Consider the following 6,594-nt stretch of genomic DNA (forward strand, 5'->3'; position numbering starts at 1 on the left):
CGACAGCGCCACCCCGTCACAGCAGACGGCCACCGCACCCGGCGACGCCAGCACCTGCCGCGCGAACCACCCCGCCAACGTCAGACCACCCACAGACCCGGCAGACACATCCGTCCACGCCGCAACCAGACCGGCCCGCTCCTCGGACGACAACACCTCCACCCGCCCCACCGGCCGCGACGGATCCCCCACCACCGCCTCCAACACCCGCACAAACCGCTCCGCCAGCAACACAGCCGACGCACGATCGAACAGGTCCACGCTGTACTCCACTTCTCCCTTCAGCCCCCCGGCGCCGCCCTCCTCGGCTCGGACTGCGGAGACGTGGAACACGAGGTCGAACTTCGCCGCCCCCGTGGCGGCGAGCTCGGGCGCCACCGTCAGGTCGGGCAGCTGCGCCACCGTGTCGAGCGCCGCGCTCTGCTCGTCGTTGTTCCACTCCAGAACGGTCTGGAAGAGGGGGTGGCGGGAGGGTGAGCGTTCGGGGTTGAGGGCTTCGACGAGGCGTTCGAAGGGGATGTCCTGGTGGGCGTAGGCGGCCAGGTCGGTCTCCCGGACCCGGGCCAGCAACTCCGTGAAGGTGGGGTCGCCGGACAGATCCGTGCGCAGGACAAGGGTGTTCACGAAGAACCCGACCAGGTCCTCCACCGCGTCATCGGTCCGTCCGGCAATCGGCGAGCCGATCGGGATGTCCGTGCCCGCACCCAGCCGCGACAGCAGAACCGCCAGCGCCGCCTGCACCACCATGAAGCTGCTGCACTGGTGCTCGCGCGCCAGTTCCTCCAGCCGGCGGTGCAGTCCGGCAGGGACGGTCAGCGGAACCGACTCGCCCCGGTGGGACGGGGCGGCCGGGCGGGGACGGTCGACGGGCAGCTCCAGCTCTGCCGGGAGACCGGCCAGTTCGCGCTTCCAGTACGCGAGTTGACGGGAGACGGTCGACTCGGGGTCGTCCTCGGAGCCCAGCACCTCGCGCTGCCACAGCGTGTAGTCGGCGTACTGGACCGGCAGCGGGGCCCACGCGGGGGTGGTGCCCGCGTGGCGGGCCGCGTACGCGGTCGTCAGGTCGCGGGCCAGGGGGCCCAGGGACCAGCCGTCGCCTGCGATGTGGTGGATCAGGACGAGCAGGACGTGTTCGTGCGCGGAGACCTCGAACAGCCATGCTCTGATCGGGAGTTCCGTAGCCAAGTCGAAGCCGTGGCGCGCCGCTTCGGTGATCCGGTCGTGTAGTGCGCTCGCCTCGACCCGTTCGACGAGCAGCTCGGGGCGCGCCTGTTGCGGGGAGAAGACGACCTGGTGGACGCCGGTGGCGTCGCCCGCGAAGACCGTGCGCAGGGTCTCGTGCCGCTCCGCCACGTCCGCCAGCGCGGCCCGGAGCGCCTCCTGGTCGACGGTGCCGGTCAGGCGCAGGGCGGTCGGCAGGTTGTAAGTGGGACTCGGTCCCTCGAACCGGTTGAGGAACCACAACCGCTGCTGGGCGAAGGACAGCGGGACGCGCTCGGGACGCGGCCCCGCGGCCAGTGGCGTACGGGCGCCTTCGGCGGACGTGAGGACGGCGGCCAGCCCCGCCACCGTCGGGGTCTCGAAGAGCCGGCGGACGGGGATCTCGACGCCGAGAGTGGAGCGGATCCGGTTCATGAGGCGGGTGGCGAGCAGTGAATGGCCGCCGAGGTCGAAGAAGCTGTCGTCGATGCCGGGTTCGGGGACACCGAGCACCTCGGAGAACAGCCCGCACAGGATCTCCTCCTGCGGCGAGCGCGGCCTGCGGCCCGTCGCGGCACCGCCGAGCTCGGGAGCGGGCAGGGCCCTGCGGTCGACCTTGCCGTTCGCGGTCAGCGGGAGCGCGTCGAGGGCGACGAACGCCGAAGGGATCATGTGCGCCGGCAGGGTCGTGGCCAGGTGGGCGCGCAGCGACGTCGGGTCGGCGGCCGTACCGGGCGACGCAACCACGTAGGCGGTCAGACGCCGGTCGCCGGGCCGGTCCTCGCGGACCGTGACGAAGGCCTGGGCGACCTGTGCGGCGGTGGTCAACGCGGCCTGGATCTCGCCGGGTTCGATGCGGAAGCCGCGGACCTTGACCTGGTCGTCGACGCGTCCCTGGTACTCCAGCTCGCCCTGCGTGGTCCACCGGGCCAGGTCGCCGGTGCGGTACATGCGGGCGCCGGGCGGGCCGAACGGGTCGGCGACGAACCGTTCGGCTGTCAGGCCGGGGCGGCCGAGGTAGCCGCGGGCGAGGCCGGCGCCCGCGAGGTACAGCTCGCCCGTGACGCCGTCGGGGACCGGCCGCAGGGCCGAGTCCAGCACGTAGGTACGCGCGTTGGTGATCGGGCGGCCGATCGGCGGGGCGACGCGTCCGGCGAGGGGGCTGCTGATCGTCGCGCAGACCGTCGTCTCCGTCGGTCCGTACGCGTTGAACATCCGGCGGCCCCGCGACCAGCGTTCCACGAGGTCGGCCGGGCAGCTCTCGCCCGCCACGACCAGCGTCGTGACGGTGCCCATCGCGTCCTCGGGCATGGAGGGCAGCGCGGACGGCGGCAGGGTCACATGGGTCACCCGCTGCTCTTCGAGCAGCGCGGCCAGCGGAGCGCCCGGCAGCAGCCGTTCCTGCGGGGCAAGGACCAGACAGGCTCCCGTGAGGAGAGCCATGCAGACCTCCCAGACGGAGGCGTCGAAACTCGGCGAGGCGAACTGCAGGACTCTGCTGCCCGGTTCGACGGCGAACGCCTCGACCTGCGCGGCCACGAGACTGGGCAGGCCGCCGTGCGTGACGGCGACCCCCTTGGGGCGGCCGGTCGAGCCGGAGGTGTAGATCAGATACGCCGGGTGCGAGGGCTGCGGGGACCGGCCCGGTACGGCAGCGGACACGGCCGTCGCCGGTTCGAGCTCAGGGTGCTGTCCGGGTGCGCCGGTGCCGGCCTCGTCGATCAGCAGGCGCGGCAGCTCGGGCCCGGCCGCGCCGGCAGCGTCCAGGCGTTCGCTCAGGGCGCCCGTCGTGATCAGCAGACGGGGCGCGGCGTCACCGAGGATGTAGGCGATGCGGTCCGCGGGATAGTCGGGGTCCACCGGCAGATAGGCCGCCCCGGCCTTCATGACGGCGAGCATCGCCACGACGAGATCGGCGGAGCGCGGCAGGGAGACGGCGGCGACCTGCTCGGGGCCGAGTCCCGCCGCGACGAGCCGGCCGGCCAGCCGGTCGGAGGCGTCGTCGAGCTGCGCGTACGACAGAGGGGTGCCCTCGTGGGCCACCGCGGGCGAGTCCGGGGTGCGCAGGGCCTGGGCGCGGAACAGCTCCGGCAGCGTCGCCTCGGCCAGTGCGGGGGCCGGCCCGCTCCACGTGGCGGCGAACCGCTCGCGCTGCACGGCGGCGGGCGCGTCGGTGCGCCCGACCGGACGATCCGGGCGGTGGGCAAGGTCGCGCAGCACGCCCAGGAACCGCTCAGTGACCGACCGCGCGCCCCGCTCCTCGAACAGGTCGGGCCGGTGGTCGAGGCGGAACGCCAGACGGGTGCCGGGCACGGCGACCAGCGCGAGGGCGAAGTGCGTGGCGTCCCGGTCAGCGGCGCCGGTCAGCGTCAGTCCCGAGTGCCCCGCCAGCTCGCCCAGGGCGGCGGCGTCCAGCGGATAGCTCTCGTAGACCATGGAGGTGTCGAAAAGCTCGCCCAGGCCGGTGAGTTGCTGGATCTCGGTGAGGCCCAGGTGCTGGTGGTCGAGGAGGGCTGCCTGTTCGCGCTGCAGGCGCCCGGCGAACGCGCTCAGGGTCTCCCAGGGGTTGATCCGGGCACGCAGCGGAAGGGTGTTGATGAACAGGCCGGCCATGTCCTCGGCGCCGTCCAGGTCGGCGGGCCGGCCGGAGACGGTGACCCCGAAGACGACGTCGTCCCGCCCGGTGAGCCGGCCGACAACGACGGCCCACACGGCCTCGACCAGGGTGTTGAGGGTGACACCGGACGATCGGGCCCGTTCGGCGAGGGCGGCCGTGTCCTCCTCGGAGAGGGTGAACTCCAGCCGCTTCGGGGCGAGCGCCGCCCGGCCGGGCTGCGGCGGGGCGACGAGGCTCGGCGCGTCGAGCCCGTCCAGGGCCGCCTGCCAGGCCGCCCGGGCGGCCTCGCGGTCCTGCCCGGCCAGGTGGCCCAGGTAGTCCCGGTAAGGGCGGACCCGTGGCAGCCGTGCGCCGTCGGCGCCCCGGCCGGTGTGCTCCGCATACAGGGCGAGCAGCTCCCGCACAAGCACCGGTGACGACCAGCCGTCCAGGATGATGTGATGGTTCGTCAGGACAAGGCGCCACCGCTCCCCGCCCAGGCGCAGCAGGACGAAGCGCAGCGCCGGTGCCCGGCCGAGGTCGAACCGGCTGCCGTACTCCTCCTCGAGGATCCGGGCCGCACCGGCTTCCCGGTCCGCTTCCGCCAGGTGCGTCAGATCGATCTCACGCCACGGCAGCGGCGGCTCGGCCACCACGACCTGCACGGCGTGCCCGGCAGCGGTCCTGCGGAACGCCGAACGCAACGCCGTGTGCCGGTCCAGCACCTGCCGCGCGGCCGCGCACAGGGCCGCGGCGTCGAGCGCGCCCTCGATGTCGACGGCCAGCTGCGCCGTGTAGACGTCCGGCGCGGAATCGTCGTAGGCGCTGTGGAAGAACAGTCCTTCCTGCAGCGGCGACAACGGCAGTATGTCCTCCAGCACGCGGCCCGGCCGTACCGTGGCCCCGTCCACCGCTGCGGCCGTCTCCGCCTCCAGCGTCTCGATCTCGGCCTGGCTCACCGCGACCAGGGGCACGTCGGACGGGGTGAGACCGCCCGCCCCCAGGGTCCGGCTGTGCTCGGCCAGCTCACGCAGCGCCCGGAACCAGCCTTCCGCCAGCTCCCGTACGCTCTCCTCGCCGAGCAGTTCGCCGGCCCAGGTCCAGGAGGCGACCAGCTCGGGCCCGTGCTCGCCGTCGTGCGTGGCGGCGTTGACCTCCACTGTGTGTGCCAGGGCGAGTCCGGGATCCTCGGCGGCGCCGGCCAGCGGCACGGCCGTCCAGTCCGAGGCCTCGGCCGACGGGTCCGCCGACGCGAACCGGCCCAGGTAGTTGAAGCCGATCTGCGGCCGGATCAGCGTCGGCTCATCGCCCGGTCCCGGCCGCGGGGCGAGGTACCGTACGAGCCCGTATCCGATGCCCTTGTCGGGAACGGAACGCAGTTGCTCCTTGACCCGCTTCAGCGCCGCCCCAGCGGCTGCCGCATCGCTCCGCCCGTCCCCGGACGCGTGCGTCTCGGGCGCCAGCCGGACCGGGTGGATGCTCGTGAACCAGCCCACGGTACGCGACAGTTCAGCGCCGGGCACGGCATGCTCCACCCGGCCGTGCCCCTCGAGGTCGAGCAGCACCTCCGTGGCCCGGGGGTCACCGTGCCCGCGCCGCCACCGCGTCGCCGCCGTCGCGAACGCGGCCAGCAGAACCTCCTCGATCCCCGCCCGGAACAGTGCGGGCGTCTCACCCAGCAGCGTCTCGGTGACGTCGACGGGGAGCCGCAGCTCGAGACGGCCCGCCGTGGCGAAGGTGTCGAGCACCGGGTCCAGGGGACGGTCGCCGAGCAGCGGGTCGGGCTCGGCCAGCATCCGCTCCCACAGGTCGCGCTCCGCCTCCCGGGCCGGCGCGGCCTCGACCAGCTTCCGGGCCCAGCTCCGGAACGACGTGCCCACCGGCTCCAGCCCCGGCCGCCGTCCCTCGGACAGGGCCTGCCAGATCTCCTCCAGGTCCTGCGCGAGGATCCGCCAGGACACACCGTCCACCGCGAGATGATGCACGACCATGAGCAGCCGCCCCTGCCGATCGCGGCCACGGTCGAACCACACCGCCCGGAGCATCGCACCCGACGCCGGATCCAGCACACGCCGGGCCCGTTCTCCCTCGGCCGCCATCAGCTCGTCCAGCGCCCGGCCGTCCATCGCCGCGGCGTCCACCCGCCGCACGACCGACGCCGCGGAGGGCACGCCACCAGGAGCCATGACGTCCAGGGCCCACTCGACGTCCGTACGCAGCCGAAGGCGCAGCGCGTCATGGTGGTCGAGCAGCAGCTGTACGGCGGTGACCAGCCGTTCGCCGTCCAGCGCCGCCGGTACGCGCAGTACGACGGACTGGTTGAACTGCCCGATGGGGCCGCCACGTTCGGCCAGCCAGCGCATCACGGGAGTGAGCGGTACGACACCGAACCGCGAGTCCTCGCTCTCCGCCGCCCCGGCGCCGCCACCGTCCCCGGCGGCCGTGCCGACGACCGCGGCGAGCGCCTCGATCGTCTTGCGCTCGAACACGTCCCGCGCAGAGAGGGCCAGCCCGGCTCGACGGGCCCGGCTGACCAGCTGGATCGACATGATGCTGTCGCCGCCGAGGTCGAAGAAGCTGTCGTCGATGCCGACCCGGTCGAGGCCGAGGACGTCGGCGAACAGGTGGCACAGGATCTCTTCCTGCGGGGTGCGCGGGGCGCGGCCAGAGGTCTCCGTGTGGGGGTCGGGGGTGGGCAGGGCCTTGCGGTCGAGTTTGCCGTTGGCGGTCAGTGGGAGGGCGTCGAGGGTGACGAAGGCTGCGGGGATCATGTAGTCGGGCAGGGTCTGGGCGAGGTG

Annotated in this window: 1 protein-coding gene; it reads right to left on the minus strand. The window is 73.4% G+C overall.

Translation table 11 applies throughout. The annotated features are described in order from the left end of the window. Positions 1 to 6,594 (minus strand): amino acid adenylation domain-containing protein (locus ACFWWR_RS48330; protein WP_384310747.1); only part of this gene is annotated, 6,594 nt, incomplete at both ends.

Origin of the sequence: Streptomyces sp. NPDC058678, from assembly GCF_042714835.1 — a bacterium.
In the GTDB taxonomy this organism is placed as follows: Bacteria; Actinomycetota; Actinomycetes; order Streptomycetales; family Streptomycetaceae; genus Streptomyces.